At 61.2% G+C, this 17,251-nt stretch carries 4 protein-coding genes; 2 read left to right on the top strand and 2 right to left on the bottom strand.

From position 1 onward, the window contains the following. Window positions 1–231 precede the first annotated feature (231 nt). Both AC30D7_RS02845 and AC30D7_RS02840 read left to right on the top strand, forming a co-directional pair. Window positions 232–8,109 carry a DUF5801 repeats-in-toxin domain-containing protein gene (locus AC30D7_RS02845; protein WP_490133056.1) on the top strand — a complete coding sequence of 2,626 codons (7,878 nt, stop codon included), beginning with the start codon at window positions 232–234 and terminating at the stop codon, window positions 8,107–8,109. A 277-nt stretch (window positions 8,110–8,386) separates the two neighbouring features. Further along, window positions 8,387–14,419, top strand: coding sequence for a DUF5801 repeats-in-toxin domain-containing protein (locus AC30D7_RS02840; protein ID WP_490133055.1), 6,033 nt, complete (start codon window positions 8,387–8,389; stop codon window positions 14,417–14,419). Between the two features lie 113 nt (window positions 14,420–14,532). Here AC30D7_RS02840 and AC30D7_RS02835 read toward each other — a convergent pair whose 3' ends face one another. Both AC30D7_RS02835 and AC30D7_RS02830 read right to left on the bottom strand, forming a co-directional pair. After that, window positions 14,533–15,249 (bottom strand): response regulator transcription factor, encoded by a 717-nt coding sequence (locus AC30D7_RS02835; RefSeq protein ID WP_490132944.1) that lies wholly within the window; start codon window positions 15,247–15,249, stop codon window positions 14,533–14,535. Window positions 15,250–15,870: 621 nt separating this feature from the next. Next, window positions 15,871–17,250, bottom strand: coding sequence for a TolC family outer membrane protein (locus AC30D7_RS02830; RefSeq protein ID WP_490132943.1), 1,380 nt, complete (start codon window positions 17,248–17,250; stop codon window positions 15,871–15,873). Window position 17,251 lies beyond the last annotated feature (1 nt).

Genomic DNA, 17,251 nt, shown 5'->3' with positions numbered 1-17,251 from the left:
CATTCGCTGTGGATCCTGGAGCACCACAGGCTTAGACACAGCGGGTAAATACGCGCCTACGCAACACATTCACGCGGCAGAAACCCTGCGGCAGACGACCGACGAGGACGGATAGTCTGAAACTCCTATCCCGCATGGGAGTATCGGCCAATGTTCAATCTCCAGCGCTTGGTCATAGTTGTAGAGGTCAATGGTCAGGCCTCGATGACCGTAATTGCTCAGGAGAACGTCATGACTATTCGCGAGCAAAATTCATCGCTAACGAGCGATCCGACCTCTCTCAACTTAACGTCGATTACGACCAACGCTCTGAGCGTTACGCCCGGCGCAAACGTTACGCTGGATGAAACGGCCGGGTTGCAGAACCTCACCGCCACGCCAACCCCCGCGGGAGACGCTGACGACAACGACATTCTGCTGGCCTCTCTACCTTCGGCCTTCTCTACCCGTTTGACCGCACTGGGTGCAGGTACCGCAACGGGTGCGGCCTTGAGTGGCTATACCGGTGCCGCGGGCGACACCGGCAGCAATGCATTCACCCTCACCGACGCGTCCGGGGTTACCGATATCCGCTTCGTCGACAGCACTGGCGCACCGCTCGACGGCGTGGACAGTGGACTGGATACCCTCGATGGCACCAGCATCCTTCTCTATACCGATACGAACAACAACAATATCGTTGTGGGCCGAGCCGGTGGCCCAGCCGGCGCGATCGTGTTCGCTGGCTATATCGAAGAAACCGGATCGCCGGTCACGGGCGGCAAGATCTGGACCGTGGAGTACCAACCGCTCAAGCATCCCGATGCGACGAATCCCGATGATTCGCTTAATCTGCAGGATAAGGTGTTCGTCGGAGTCACTCAGGACCTGGGATTCAGCCTGGCCGGTGCGCCCTCGGGTCAGAACCTCTTCCTGATGTTCACGAAAGCGAACCCGACAACTGAAGTTGTCAATGGTGTCACTCGGATCACCGATCCCACCATCATCGCCACCGGCAAGGACCCCGCAGACCAGTCAAGTGGCGCCAACATAAACACTGGCGACACAATCAATACCAGCCAGGGCGGTGGCCCGACCACCATCGGCACCAACAACCAGATGATTGTCGAACAGGAAGGCATCCGCTTTTCGTTCGTCACCGGTGCCCGGCAGGATGTGACCGTTCCCAACCTTAGCCAGACCGAAGCCGATGTTGAATCCAACATCGACTTTACCGGTGTCTACAATTCGACTTCGGCCAATTTCGACATCGTGCAGCTGCAAAGCGGCAAGAGTGCCGTGGTAAAAGTCAGCGCATTCAACACCGCAGCTGAACCTGGTGCGAACTTCGTCAACGGCTATGCGAATGACACGCCGGTTGCCATCACCAATGTTCAAGTCATCAACAATAGTACCGGGCTGGTGATCGAAAATTCCGACGGCTCGGTGAATGATCCGACCATCACCATCAGCTTCACGGGTGGGGTTGCGACCATTACCGGCGTTAAAGCCGGCTACCAGATTGAATACACCACGACATCGGATCACAACCGCGTGCTCGTCGAGAACGGTGCAGCCCTCGACGCCAGAGGCGATAACCACGCCGATTTTGATATCGGCGGCTTCTCGCTGCGCCAAGCCTCTAGCGCGACCGCCGAAATCGGCTCCAAGATGATCTTCGAAGACGACGGACCGAGCGTCAGTGCGGCCGGCACGGAGCCCACGCTGACCGTGGACGAAACGGTACTGACCACCGACGCCACCCAGAACTTTGCCGCCAACTTCACCTCGGCGTTTGGCGCTGATGGCGCAGGTACGCTGACCTATGCGCTGGGCGTAGTCGCGGGCGGTTCCGGGCTGACCGATACGGCCACCGGTGAGGCGGTCAACCTGTCGCTCAACGGCACCGTGGTCGAAGGCCGAACGGCCACCACCAACCTGCTGGTGTTCACCGTCAGTGTCGCCGCCAATGGTGATGTCACCCTCGACCAGCAACGGGCCGTGGTGCATCCCGACGCCACCAACCCCGATGATTCAACCAGCCTGACTTCGGACAATCTGGTGACCCTGACCGCCACCATCACTGACAAGGATGGCGACAGCGCTCATGCGACCCTGAACATCGGCCAGAACCTGGTGTTCAAGGACGACGGCCCCAGCATCAGCACCACTGGCACGGAGCCAACCCTGACAGTGGACGAAACGGTGCTGACCACCGACGCTACCCAGAGCTTTGCCGCTAACTTCACCTCGGCGTTTGGCGCCGACGGTGCGGGCACGCTGACCTATGCGCTGGGCGTGGTCGCGGGTGCCTCCGGGCTGACCGATACGGCCACCGGTGAGGCAGTCAACCTGTCACTCAACGGCACCGTGGTCGAAGGCCGCACCGCCATCACCAACCTGCTGGTGTTCACCGTCAGCGTGGCGGCCAATGGTGACGTCACCCTCGACCAACAACGGGCCATAGTGCATCCAGACCCAACCAATCCGGATGATTCGACGAGCCTGACCTCGGACAATCTGGTGACCCTGACCGCCACCATCACCGACAAGGACGGTGACAGTGCCCATGCCACCCTCAATATCGGGCAAAACCTGGTGTTCAAGGATGACGGACCGAGCATCAGCACCACCGGCACGGAGCCAGTCCTGACAGTCGACGAAACGGTGCTGGCCACCAACGACACCCAGAGCTTTACCGCCAACTTCAGCTCGGCGTTTGGCGCTGACGGTGCGGGCACGCTGACCTATGCGCTGGGCGTGGTCGCGGGCGGTTCCGGGCTGACCGATACCGCTACCGGCCAAGCGGTGAATTTGTCGCTTAACGGTACAGTCGTGGAAGGCCGCACGGCGATTAGTAACGATCTGGTGTTCACCGTCAGCGTGGCCGCCAATGGTGACGTCACCCTCGACCAGATCCGCGCCGTGGTGCATCCCGACCCAACCAATCCGGATGATTCGACCAGTCTGACCTCGGACGATCTGGTAACGCTGACCGCCACCATCACCGACAAGGACGGCGACAGCGCCCATGCCACCCTCAATATCGGCCAAAACCTGGTGTTCAAGGACGATGGACCGAGCATCAGCACCACCGGCACGGAACCGACGCTGACCGTGGACGAAACGGTGCTGACCACCGACGCCACCCAGAGCTTCGCGGCTAACTTCAGCTCGGCATTTGGCGCCGATGGCGCGGGCACGCTGACCTATGCGTTGGGCGTGGTCGCGGGCGGCTCCGGACTGACGGATACGGCCACCGGTGAGGCGGTCAACCTGTCACTCAACGGCGCCGTGGTCGAAGGCCGCACCGCCACCACCAACCTGCTGGTGTTCACCGTCAGCGTGGCGGCTAATGGCGACGTCACCCTCGACCAGCAACGGGCCGTGGTGCATCCCGACCCAACCAACCCCGATGATTCGACCAGTCTGACCTCGGACGATCTGGTAACGCTGACCGCCACCATCACCGACAAGGACGGCGACAGTGCCCATGCGACGCTGAACATCGGCCAAAACCTGGTGTTCAAGGACGACGGCCCGAGCATCAGCACCACCGGCACGGAGCCAGTCCTGACGGTCGATGAAACAGTACTGACCACCGACGCCACCCAGAGCTTCGCGGCGAACTTCAGCTCGGCGTTTGGCGCCGACGGTGCGGGGACGCTGACCTATGCGTTGGGCGTGGTAGCCGGTGCCTCCGGACTGACCGACACGGCTACCGGTGAAGCCGTCAACCTGTCACTCAACGGCACCGTAGTGGAAGGTCGCACGGCCACCACCAACCTGCTGGTGTTCACCGTCAGCGTGGCGGCTAATGGCGACGTCACCCTCGACCAGCAACGGGCGGTGGTGCATCCAGACCCAACCAATCCGGATGATTCGACCAGTCTGACCTCGGACGATCTGGTGACGCTGAAGGCGACCATCACCGACAAGGACGGCGACAGTGCCCAGGCGACGCTCAATATCGGGCAAAACCTGGTGTTCAAGGATGACGGGCCAAGCATCAGCACTACCGGCACGGAGCCGGTCCTGACGGTCGATGAAACAGTACTGACCACCGACGCCACCCAGAGCTTCGCGGCGAACTTCAGCTCGGCGTTTGGCGCCGACGGTGCGGGGACGCTGACCTATGCGTTGGGCGTGGTAGCCGGTGCCTCCGGACTGACCGATACGGCCACCGGTGAAGCCGTCAACCTGTCACTCAACAGCACTGTGGTCGAAGGCCGCACCGCCACCACCAACCTGCTGGTGTTCACCGTCAGCGTGGCGGCTAATGGAGACGTCACTCTCGACCAGCAACGGGCCGTGGTGCATCCCGACCCAACCAATCCGGATGATTCGACCAGTCTGACCTCGGACAATCTGGTGACCCTGACCGCCACTATCACCGACAAGGACGGCGACAGCGCTCATGCGACCCTGAACATCGGGCAGAACCTGGTGTTCAAGGATGACGGACCGAGCATCAGCACCACCGGCACGGAGCCAGTCCTGACGGTCGACGAAACGGTACTGACCACCGACGCTACCCAGAGCTTTGCAGCGAACTTCAGCTCGGCATTTGGCGCCGACGGTGCGGGGACGCTGACCTATGCGCTGGGCGTGGTCGCGGGCGGCTCCGGGCTGACCGACACGGCCACCGGTGAGGCGGTGAACCTGTCACTCAACGGCACTGTAGTGGAAGGTCGCACGGCCACCACCAACCTGCTGGTGTTCACCGTCAGTGTGGCGGCTAATGGCGACGTCACCCTCGACCAGCAACGGGCGGTGGTGCATCCCGATCCAAACAATCCGGATGATTCGACGAGTCTGACCTCGGACAACCTGGTAACGCTGACCGCGACTATCACCGACAAGGACGGCGACAGTGCCCATGCCACGCTGAACATCGGCCAAAACCTGGTGTTCAAGGACGACGGCCCCAGCATCAGCACCACCGGCACGGAGCCAGTCCTGACCGTGGACGAAACGGTGCTGACCACCGACGCTACCCAGAGCTTTGCCGCTAACTTCACCTCGGCGTTTGGCGCCGACGGTGCGGGCACGCTGACCTATGCGCTGGGCGTGGTCGCGGGTGCCTCCGGGCTGACCGATACGGCCACCGGCGAGGCAGTCAACCTGTCACTCAACGGCACCGTGGTCGAAGGCCGCACCGCCACCACCAACCTGCTGGTGTTCACCGTCAGCGTGGCGGCCAATGGTGACGTCACCCTCGACCAACAACGGGCCATAGTGCATCCAGACCCAACCAATCCGGATGATTCGACGAGCCTGACCTCGGACAACCTGGTGACCCTGACCGCCACCATCACCGACAAGGACGGCGACAGTGCCCATGCCACCCTCAATATCGGGCAAAACCTGGTGTTCAAGGATGACGGACCGAGCATCAGCACCACCGGCACGGAGCCAGTCCTGACAGTCGACGAAACGGTGCTGGCCACCAACGACACCCAGAGCTTTACCGCCAACTTCAGCTCGGCGTTTGGCGCTGACGGTGCGGGCACGCTGACCTATGCGCTGGGCGTGGTCGCGGGCGGTTCCGGGCTGACCGATACCGCTACCGGCCAAGCGGTGAATTTGTCGCTTAACGGTACAGTCGTGGAAGGCCGCACGGCGATTAGCAACGATCTGGTGTTCACCGTCAGCGTCGCCGCCAATGGTGACGTCACCCTCGACCAGATCCGCGCCGTGGTGCATCCCGATCCAACCAACCCGGATGATTCGACCAGTCTGACTTCGGACAATCTGGTGACCCTGACTGCCACCATCACCGACAAGGACGGCGACAGCGCCCATGCCACGCTGAACATCGGCCAAAACCTGGTGTTCAAGGACGATGGACCGAGCATCAGCACCACCGGCACGGAACCGACGCTGACCGTGGACGAAACGGTGCTGGCCACCAACGACACCCAGAGCTTTACCGCCAACTTCAGCTCGGCGTTTGGCGCCGATGGGGCCGGCACGCTGACCTATGCACTGGGTGTGGTCGCGGGCGGCTCCGGGCTGACCGATACGGCCACCGGTGAAGCGGTCAACCTGTCACTCAACGGCACCGTGGTGGAAGGCCGCACGGCCATCACCAACCTGCTGGTGTTCACCGTCAGTGTCGCCGCCAACGGTGACGTCACTCTCGACCAGCAACGGGCCATAGTGCATCCCGATCCAACCAATCCGGATGATTCGACCAGTCTGACTTCGGACAATCTGGTGACCCTGACCGCCACCATCACCGACAAGGATGGCGACAGCGCTCATGCGACACTGAACATCGGCCAGAACCTGGTGTTCAAGGATGACGGGCCAAGCATCAGCACTACCGGCACGGAGCCAACCCTGACAGTCGACGAAACGGTGCTGGCCACCAACGACACCCAGAGCTTTGCCGCTAACTTCACCTCGGCATTTGGTGCCGACGGTGCGGGTACGCTGACCTATGCGCTGGGCGTGGTCGCGGGCGGTTCCGGACTGACCGATACCGCCACCGGTGAGGCGGTCAACCTGTCGCTCAACGGCGGCGTGGTCGAAGGCCGCACGGCCATCACCAACCTGCTGGTGTTCACGGCTAGCGTGGCCGCCAATGGCGACGTCACCCTCGACCAGATCCGGGCGGTGGTGCATCCCGACCCAACCAATCCGGATGATTCGAAGACGCTGACTTCGGACACTCTGGTGACCCTGACCGCCACCATCACCGACAAGGACGGCGACAGCGCCCATGCGACCCTCAACATCGGCCAGAACCTGGTGTTCAAGGACGACGGCCCATCACTCGCGTTTGGCAACCTGATCGGTACCGGTAGCATCCTTCCACAACAGGGATACTGGGATCATTCAACCGGAGCCGACGGACTGGGGGCAACCGGTCTGGATATTTCGTTGGTGAATAACCAATTCACCCTCGTCAGGCCAGACAACACGACCACCACCGGGACCGGCACGCTCACCGAGCAATCGCCCTCACCGGACGTCAACGGCGCGTTCCACTTCGCTGGGACTCTGACCGGTGATTTCGACAACAACGCCGCCACCGCGAATACCACCGTCGACTACACGCTGACCGCCTTTGCCAATGGCACCTATGCACTGGACCTGGTGCAAGGCTTCAGTTCCGAGATCGTGCTCAGCAGTGCCGACGGCTCGCTCAGTGCAGGCGGCCCGGATCCGGTGCGCACATTGCTGATCCCGCCGCAGAATCCGCCGACTATTCCTTCGCCATCTGAGGAGATTGTGTTCTTTTCCGCGAAGGCAACGGCGTCGACTGCGGACATCCTGACCGGTATCGGGCTTGGAGCCCCCGACCCCACCGAAGCCCAGCTACAGACCAACCCGCTGCCGTCGTACATCGACCCCGCGGCCATGAACGTCAGCACGGCCGGTATCGGTATCGCCAATAACCTGTTCCAGGGAGACAACCTGGCGGCCATCAGCAATGCCGATGAAAGCTTCGTGATCAACCCGGAAAGCCTGCTGACGAGCATGAAGGTCTTCATCGACAACTCCGTGGGAGGTTACAACACGGCGACCGAGGACCTGTACTACAGGGCCTACTACGAGGATGGCACGTTCTCGAACCTCACCGAGGTAAACACCCTGACGCCCGAGGCTGGCGGACAAGTGTCCTTCCTCGTTCAGCAGCAAGGCACGAAACTGATCGACGCGGTTCAGCTCACGATGGGCCGAGGCGAGATCAAGATCCCGACGATCGAGTTCACTCATGAGACCGAGAGCCTGGCCAGTGATGTCAAGCTGGCGTTCAACGCGACGCTGACGGACAAGGATGGGGACTCGGCGACGAGTACGTTCGACGCCAACCTGTTCGCCAACGACTTGGGCACCACCTTCGACTTCACACTGGTGGGCACGGCCGGTGAGCGGGATGCCTTCAACGTCGATTTGTCATTCACCCAAAACAAGTACCAGATCACCGGTTTCGATGCGGGCGCAGGCCTGCGAGACACGCTGGTGCTCAATGGCGACCAGAACGCCGTTGTCCAGTCAATCGACAACAGCGGCGCAAACAGCATCGTGACGGTTGCCGAAACGGGTGGGCAAATCACGACCATCACCTTGGTCGGGGTTGATGTTCTAAATACCGACATAGTCCATGGCAGCGCCTGAGGCAGCGCGTGCGTAAAAGGATGCGAGGGTGGTGAAACCACCCTCGCATTTTTTTGCGGCTCCAATATCAGATCCACAGATCGATTCGCTGTGGGCACTCGAGCACCACAAGGCTTGAACACTGGGCACCTGCGACAGGCCACCGACCAGGACGACTAGTCTGAAACTCCCACCCCGCCTGGGAGTTTCAGCTGATGTGCAATCCCCGGCGTTTCTCCATAGTCGACCAAAGGTCAACGGTCAGGCCTCGATGACCGCAATTGCTTTGGAGAAAGTCATGGCTATTGGCGAGCAAAATTCATCGCTAACGAGCGACCCTGCCTCCCTATCCACCACTTCGATTATCAACGCGCTGACCGTCGTCGGCACTGGCGCGAGCGTTACGCTGGACGAAACGGCCGGGCTGCAGAACGCCACCGCCACGCCAACCCCCACGGGAGACGCTGACGACAATGACATTTTGGTGACCTCCCTGCCTTCGACTTTCTCTACCCGCCTGACCGCACTGGCGGCAGGTACCGCAACGGGTGCGGCCTTGAGTGGCTATACCGGTGCCGCAGGCAACACCGGCAGCAATGCGTTCAGCGTCACCGCTGACCCCGGAGCAAATATTACCGATATCAGTTTCGTCGACAGCGCCGGCGTACCGCTTAATGGCCTGGACAGCGGACTCGATACCCTCAATGGCACCAACATCCTTCTCTATACCGATACGAACAACAACATCCTTCTGGGCCGAGCCGGAAGCGCAACCGGCGCGATCGTGTTCGCGGCCTATATCGAAGAAACCGGGTCGCCGCTCTCGGGCGGCAAGATCTGGACCGTGGAGTACCAACCGATCAAGCATCCCGATGCGACGAACCCTGACGATGCGGTCAATCTGCTGAATAAGGTGTTCATCGGGGCCGGTCAGGACGCAGAATTCAGTCTGGCCAATGCGCCGTCGGGCCAGCAGTTGTTCCTGATGTTCACGACCGCGGGCGCGACGGCCGATGCGAACGGCCGGATTCCTGGTGTCTCGATCATCGTCACCGGCAGGGATCCGCTGGATCAGTCGGCAAGCAGCGCTGCCATCACCAGCGCCGACACAGTCAACAGCAGCCAGGGCGGCGGCAGCACAACCCTGGGCACCAACAACCAGGCGATCACCGAACAGGAAGGCCTGCGCTTCAGCTTCGTCAGCGGCGCCAAGGCGGACTTCACAATCCCCAACCTGAGCCCGGGCGAAGCGGGGGTCGAAGCGAACATCGACTTCACCCAGTACTTCGGCGCCCGCTCCGCGACCTTCAAGGTCGTGCAGGAGACGGGCGGCACGACTGCGAAACTCTTGCTCACCGCCGTCAAGAACGCCGACAACGTCAGCGGGTCGCAGAGCGGTGTCAACTTCGTCAACAGCTACGCCAACGACAGCACCGAAAAGGTCGCGATCACCAACGGCAGTGTCACCGTGAAGACGTTCGCGGGCGCCACCGTCAGCGGCGTTGTCATCACCTACAACGCCGACGGCACGGTGCTGATCACCGGCGTTCCGACCGACTCGCAGATCACCTACAGCACGGCGACCGACCACAACCGCGTGATGATCGAGAACGCCGGGTTGCTGACCGACAAGAACGGCGACAAGACCCACGCTGACTTCGACATTGGCGGCTTCAAGGTGCTGCAGTCCAGCACGTCAACCGCCGAAATCGGCTCCAAGATGATCTTCGAGGATGATGGGCCGAGCATCAGCACCACCGGCACCGAACCGACCCTGACGGTGGACGAAACGGTACTGGCGACCAACGACACCAAGAGCTTTGCCGCCAACTTCACCTCGGCGTTTGGCGCTGACGGTGCGGGTACGCTGACCTATGCGCTGGGTGTGGTCGCCGGAGGCTCAGGGTTAACGGACACCGCCACTGGTGAGGCGGTCAACCTGTCACTCAACGGTGCAGTGGTCGAAGGCCGCACGGCCACCACCAACCAACTGGTGTTCACGGTCAGCGTGGCCGCCAATGGCGACGTCACCCTCGACCAGATCCGCGCCGTGGTGCATCCCGATGCGACTAATCCCGATGATTCGAAGACCCTGACCTCCGACAGCCTGGTGACACTGACGGCAACCAAGACCGATGGGGATGGCGACAGCGTCCATGCCACGCTCAATATCGGGCAGAACCTGGCGTTCAAGGACGACGGACCGAGCATCAGCACCACCGGCACGGAACCGACCCTGACGGTCGACGAAACGGTGCTGGCTACCAACGACACTCAGAACTTTGCCGCCAACTTCAGCTCGGCGTATGGCGCTGACGGTGCCGGTACGCTGACCTATGCACTGGGCGTGGTCGCGGGAGGCTCCGGACTGACCGACACGGCCACCGGCGAGGCAGTCAACTTGTCGCTCAACGGCGGCGTGGTAGAAGGCCGCACGGCCATCACCAGCCAGCTGGTATTCACGGTCAGCGTCGCCGCCAACGGTGATGTCACCCTCGACCAGCTCCGCGCCGTGGTCCATCCCAACGCGAGCAATCCCGATGACTCGAAGACCCTGACCGCGGACAATTTGGTAACGCTGACGGCGACTATCACCGACAAGGACGGCGACAGCACCCAGGCGACCCTCAACATCGGGCAGAACCTGGTGTTCAAGGACGACGGACCCAGCATCAGCACTACCGGCACGGAACCCACGCTGACGGTGGACGAAACGGTGCTGGCGACCAACGATACCCAGAACTTTGCGTCTAACTTCACTTCGGCGTTTGGCGCTGACGGGGCCGGCACGCTGACCTATGCGCTGGGCGTGGTGGCGGGTGCCTCCGGGCTGGTGGACACGGCCACGGGCCAAGCGGTGAACCTGTCGGTTAACGGCGGCGTGGTGGAAGGCCATACGGCCGCGAGCAACGACCTGGTGTTCACGGTCAGCGTCGCCGCCAACGGTGACGTCACCCTCGACCAACTGCGCGCCGTGGTGCATCCCGACGCGAGCAATCCGGATGATTCGAAAACCCTGACCTCGGACAACTTGGTGACGCTGACGGCAATCAAGACCGACAAGGACGGCGACAGCGCCCAGGCCACCCTCAACATCGGGCAGAACCTGGTGTTCAAGGACGACGGGCCAAGTATCAGCACCACCGGCACCGAGCCGACCCTGACGGTCGACGAAACGGTGTTGGCGACCAACGATACCAAGAGCTTTGCCGCCAACTTCACCTCGGCGTATGGCGCCGACGGTGCGGGCACCCTGACCTATGCGCTGGGCGTAGTCGCAGGGGGCTCCGGGCTGACGGATACGGCCACGGGCCAGGCGGTCAACCTGTCGCTCAACGGCGGCGTGGTGGAAGGCCACACGGCGATTAGCAACGATCTGGTGTTCACGGTCAGCGTCGCCGCTAATGGTAACGTCACCCTCGACCAGATCCGCGCTGTGGTGCATTCCGTCACGACAAACCCCGATGACTCGACGAGCCTGACCTCGGACGATCTGGTAACACTGACCGCAACCAAAACCGACAAGGACGGCGACAGCGCCCAAGCCACCCTCAACATCGGCCAGAACCTGGTGTTCAAGGATGACGGGCCAAGCATCAGCACCACCGGCACGGAACCGACCCTGACGGTCGACGAAACGGTGCTGGCGACCAACGACACCAAGAGCTTTGCCGCCAACTTCAGCTCGGCGTTTGGCGCTGATGGCGCCGGCACACTGACCTATGCGCTGGGCGTGGTCGCGGGAGGCTCAGGGTTAACGGACACCGCCACCGGCGAAGCAGTCAACCTGTCGCTCAACGGCGGCGTGGTCGAAGGCAGAACGGCCACCACCAGCCAGCTGGTGTTCACGGTCAGCGTCGCCGCCAACGGTGATGTCACCCTTGACCAGATCCGCGCCGTGGTGCATCCCAACACCAGCAATCCGGATGATTCGAAGACCCTGACCTCGGACGATCTGGTGACCCTGACCGCGACCAAGACCGATGGGGACGGCGACAGTGCTCAGGCGACCCTCAACATCGGGCAGAACCTGGTGTTCAAGGACGACGGCCCCAGCATCAGCACCACCGGCACGGAACCCACGTTGACGGTCGACGAAACGGTGCTGGCCACCAACGATACCCAGAACTTCGCGGCGAACTTCACCTCGGCGTATGGCGCCGATGGTGCCGGCACGCTGACCTATGCACTGGGCGTGGTCGCGGGCGGCTCCGGACTGGTGGATACGGCCACGGGCCAGGCGGTCAACCTGTCGCTCAACGGCGGCGTGGTCGAAGGCCACACGGCGCTTAGCAACGATCTGGTGTTCACGGTCAGCGTTGCCGCCAACGGTAACGTCACCCTTGACCAACTCCGGGCCGTGGTGCATCCCAACACGAGCAATCCGGATGATTCAAAAACGCTGACTTCGGACAGCCTGGTGACGCTGACGGCGACCAAAACCGACAAGGACGGTGACAGCGCCCAGGCCACCCTCAACATCGGCCAGAATCTGGTGTTCAAGGACGACGGACCGAGCATCAGCACCACGGGCACGGAACCGACGCTGACGGTCGACGAGACGGTACTGGCGACCAACGATACCAAGAGCTTTGCCGCCAACTTCACCTCAGCGTATGGCGCCGATGACGCCGGCACGCTGACCTATGCACTGGGCGTGGTGGTGGGTGCCTCCGGGCTGACCGACACCGCCAGTGGCCAAGCGGTGAACCTGTCGCTCAACGGCGGCGTGGTCGAAGGCCGCACGGCCACCAGCAACTTGCTGGTATTCACGGCCAGCGTCGCCGCCAACGGTGACGTCACCCTCGACCAACTGCGCGCGGTGGTGCATCCCAACGCCAGCAATCCCGATGATTCGACGACGCTGTCGGCGGACAACCTGGTGACGCTGATAGCGACCAAGACCGATGGGGACGGTGACAGCGCCCAGGCAACCCTGAACATAGGGCAGAACCTGGTGTTCAAGGACGACGGTCCATCACTCGCCTTTGGCAACCTGATCGGGACCGGTAGCGTCCTTCCACAACAAGGATACTGGGATCATTCGAACGGAGCCGACGGACTGGGGGCCACCGGGCTGGACATTTCGTTGGTGAATAACCAGTTCACCCTCGTCAGGCCAGACAATACGACCACCACCGGCACCGGCTCGCTCACCGAGCAGTCACCGTCACCGGATGCCAACGGCGCCTACCATTACGCAGGCACGTTGACCGGCGATTTCGACAACAACGCCGCCACCGCGAATACCAGCGTCGACTACACGCTGACCGCCTATAGCAATGGCACCTATACACTGGACCTGGTGCAAGGCTTCAGCTCGACGATCGTGCTCAGCAGTGCCGACGGCTCACTCAGTGCCGGCGGCCCGGATCCGGTGCGCACATTGCTGATCCCGACGCAGAATCCGCCGACTATTCCTTCGCCATCCGAGGAGATTGTGTTCTTTTCCGCGGAAGCAACGGCGCCGACATCGGACATCCTGACCGGCATCGGGCTCGGCAAACCCGACCCCACCGAAGCCCAGCTGCAGACCACCCCCCTGCCCTCGTACATCGACCCGGCGGCCATGAACGTCAGCACGTCCGGCATCGGCGTCGGCAATAACATTCTCCAGGGAGACAACCTGGCGGCCATCAGTTCTGCCGATGAAAGTTTCGTGATCAACCCGGAAAGCCTGCTGACAGGGATGAAGGTCTTCATCGACAACTCCGTGGGGGGTTACAACACGGCGACCGAGGACTTGTACTACAGGATCTACTACGAGGATGGCACGTCCTCGAACCTCACCGAGGTAAACACCCTGACACCGGAGGCCGGAGGACAGGTGTCCTTCCTCATTCAGAAACAAGGCACGGCGTTGATCGACGCGGTTCAGCTCACGATGGGCCGAGGCGATGTCAAGATCCCGGTGATCCAGTTCATTCAGCAGACCGAGAACCTGGCCAGCGACGTCAAGCTGGCGTTCAACGCGACGTTGACGGACAAGGATGGCGACTCGGCGACGAGCGCGTTCGACGCCAACCTGTTCGCCAACGACCTGGGCAGCACCTTCGACTTTACGCTGGCGGGTACGGCCGGTGTGCGGGATGCCTTCAACGTCGATTTGTCATTCACCCAGAACAAGTACCAGGTCACCGGCTTCGATGCGAGCGCAGGCCTGCGCGACACGCTGGTGCTCAACGGTGATCAGAGTTCTGTTGTCCAGTCGATCGATAACAGCGGCGCAAACAGCATCGTGACGGTTGCCGAAACGGGCGGACAAATCACGACCATCACCTTGGTCGGTGTCCATCTCCTGAATACCGACATTGTCCATGGCAGCGCCTGAGGCAGCGCGCGCATAAAGGATCCGAGGGTGGCGTAGAAACCACCCTCGCATGCCTTACAGTTCTGAGATCCGCGGACGGCGACACAGTGACGGCCTGGGCGCCCCAAAGCAATTCAATGCAGTTCTACCCAAGTGGACTCGGGTGGTTCTTCGTTGTTGGTGAGCCCATGCTTCTGTGCGTATATCAACAAGTCGATACGATTGACGAGATTAAGCTTTTGATAAATGTTACTGAGGTGGTTGTGCACCGTGTGCTCGCTGATACCCAGGCGCCCGGCGATGCACATGTATTTGGCAGATGGATCCCCCACGATGGCGCGAATCAGTTCCCTTTCGCGCAGCGTCAGTCGCGCCTGTTTCGCCTGCTCCGAATTGCATTTCAAAGGTATATGCCCGGTCGCGGCATAGTCGGAAAGCCCACCGATCCAGGCTCTTTCCAGTCCGATGTCGCGATGGTGGACCTGGATGATGGCTCGGATAATCGATTCCGTCGGGTCTTCCGCCAGCACGACACCGCGTGCGCCCGCCTCTATCGCTTGGGCAACGGGGACGGTTTCGTAGAGGCTTTTGAGCACCAGCACTTTCATTTCGGTGCTGCGGGCGAGTCCCGCGACGACCGACAAGGGGTTCAGCGCATCTGGAAAGAAACTGAAAAAAATGACATTGGGACGCAACTGATCGGCAAGATCCAGCGCTTTGGTATAGGTGGTGGCCTGCCCACTCACTTCCATCTGAGGCTTGCGGGCATTGATCAAGTCTTGAAGGCCCATAAGAACAAGGGGACGACAGTCGATCAGCATCACGCTTATTGGTTTTATTTGGGTCGTCATTACCGTCCTGACTCCCTTGAAAAATGAACGATGGCCTCCACCCGTTGGCCTTCCTGGATCAGCAGCTCATTCACCTGGTCATCACGATTGAAGGACAGATGCGAGCGCCGACAGGCCTTGACAGTGTCAGCCCTGGGTATGAACCCCGGGACACTTCCACCCGTTGCACCGGCAGGGATTGCGGACATTCCCAGAAGCCGGGCAAAAGCCATCGAAACAACAGAAATAGGAATAATCATCAATAGCTTGCGCCTGATGACATGCTCCCTCGAGCCGCTCAACTGAGTCTAGGCCAGCACAGCGCGCTGCCAGCCCACCCACCCGCCAGTCGTCGACTCAGTCTCCCGCCGGCAGCCCGGCTCATGTTCTCCAGAATGCCTACATCCCCAGTAAATCAAGGTGTTAGGCTCGCTGCCAGCGACCTGCGGGTAAGGTCTGCTCCGACCAAAATCGTCAATTAACCGACGAGTGGCGTACTAGAAAGTATGACAATAAAACTATCGTCAATTTATCGTCGCAATCAGCCTCATCGAGCACCCACAAGCCCGCCCTGGCCGGTGGGACACGCACTAAGAACCCGTCTGACTGGAGGAGCCTACAAGGTTGGTATTACTGACAGGATCAGGGGGATGTGAAACTTTGGTTGGAGCTGCCGGGGCCCAACCAGGCATTTACGTTTTCGACACCCTCGGCAGGCGGTTTCCCCGCCCAGCGATTGAGCGTGAAGACATTGGTGACGAAGTCGTATTGCGTCTTGAGCAGATCACGACGAGCCCGGAATTCGTTGCGTACGCTGGTCAGTACATCGACGGCATTGACCATTCCGTAACTGAGTCCTTTTTCTGCCGCCACTCTGGACAGCTGTGCCGAAGCCAGGGCATGCCGGCTTGCACTGATCTTCTCCGCACTCGAGTTGGCAGTCAGGTAAGCAGTGGTGATCTCCTTGACCACCTGGCGCTGGACGGCTTCCAGTTGCTGCTCCGCCACAATCTGATCCTGGTAGAGCCCCCGCACCCGCGCCGAGGTTGAACCACCGCTGTATATCGGCACTTGCACGCCAATACCGGCAACATAACTGTCGGTACGCGGCGCCAGGGAATTGTTGTAGCCCTCGTTGGTCTGTTGCGCGCTCAGAGACAGGCTCACGGTCGGATAGTGCCCGCCCTTGCCGCCGCGCAACGCAGCGCCTGCGGCCTCGACACCACTTTCGTTGGCCTTGAGCGCCGGGTTTTGCGCTATACCCTCGCGGACCCACGTTTCAAGACTCTGCGTCGACACCTGTAATTGCACGTCATTGCGAATCCGGTTGAGCTTCTCCTTGACCGGTCGACCGACGATTTCCGCCAGTGCCTCACGCGTAATACTGGCCTGGTTCTGGGCATCGAGTTCCTGCGCTGCCAGCAAATCGACACGGGCCTTGAGGTCGAGCTGATCGGTAATCATTGCCAGCTGCTTTTCGTACAACGCATTGACCCTGTCCAGGCTCTTTTGCGTGGTTTGACGCTCCGCCCTCACCAACTCCAGTTCGTCCTCGGCCGCCAACGCGGCGAAGTAACGTTGGGCCAAATCCACTGTGGCCTCGGCCTGGGCCTCCTGCGCTTCTGATTCGGTTTGCTTGGCCAGGCTTTTGAATCGTTGGTAGTTTTCCCACGCGGCCTTGTTGTAGAGGTACTGACGCAGCGACAGGCTGTAGATTTCGCTATCGTAACTGCGCTGCACCAGGTCGCTCTCCTGATGAATCCGGTTCTGCCCGGCGTTGAGCGATATCTGTGGTAACAGCGAGCCCAGGGCCTCGCGCTGATGCTCCTCGCCCGCCTTCGCACGCGCATACGAGGCCAACACTCGCGGATCTTCCAGCCGGGCCTCGCGATACAACTGCATGAGGTCAGTGGAATACGTCGAGGCACTGACCCCGGTCGGTGACGGCGCAGTGGTTTGCGCCAAGGCAATATCGGTGCCCAGTGCAAGCATGAGCAGACCACCCGGCAAAGCTGCTGGCATT

It is taken from the genome of Pseudomonas sp. DF5 (assembly GCF_058148225.1).
The sequence above is the reverse complement of the archived record's forward strand: the minus strand, read 5'-3'. Positions and strand labels throughout refer to the sequence as shown.